Consider the following 244-nt stretch of genomic DNA (forward strand, 5'->3'; position numbering starts at 1 on the left):
ATAGCGATGCGGCGTCAGGCCTGTTGCCTTGCGAAACATGCGGGCAAAATGAAAGGGACTGAGGCAAGCCTCCGCGGCAAGGTCATGCAGCGAGATTTCTGCTGCGATGCGGGCTTCAATGAAATCGAAGACGCGTTGCAGCCTTTTGGGGTCGACAGTCGGCGCCCGTTCGGCGGGTTGCCAGCGAACGGCCGAATAAGTACTGAGAAGGTGCCCTGCCAGTGCCATCTGAAGGCCGTCGAGG

The 244-nt window shown here is 59.8% G+C and carries 1 protein-coding gene; it reads right to left on the minus strand.

Annotation, left to right across the window (positions count from 1 at the left end; genetic code table 11):
• On the minus strand, nucleotides 1-244 hold a 244-nt coding region (locus EOD29_RS34340), incomplete at both ends, for an AraC family transcriptional regulator (protein ID WP_164764070.1).

It is taken from the genome of Mesorhizobium sp. M1A.T.Ca.IN.004.03.1.1 (assembly GCF_003997555.1).
GTDB lineage: Bacteria > Pseudomonadota > Alphaproteobacteria > Rhizobiales > Rhizobiaceae > Mesorhizobium.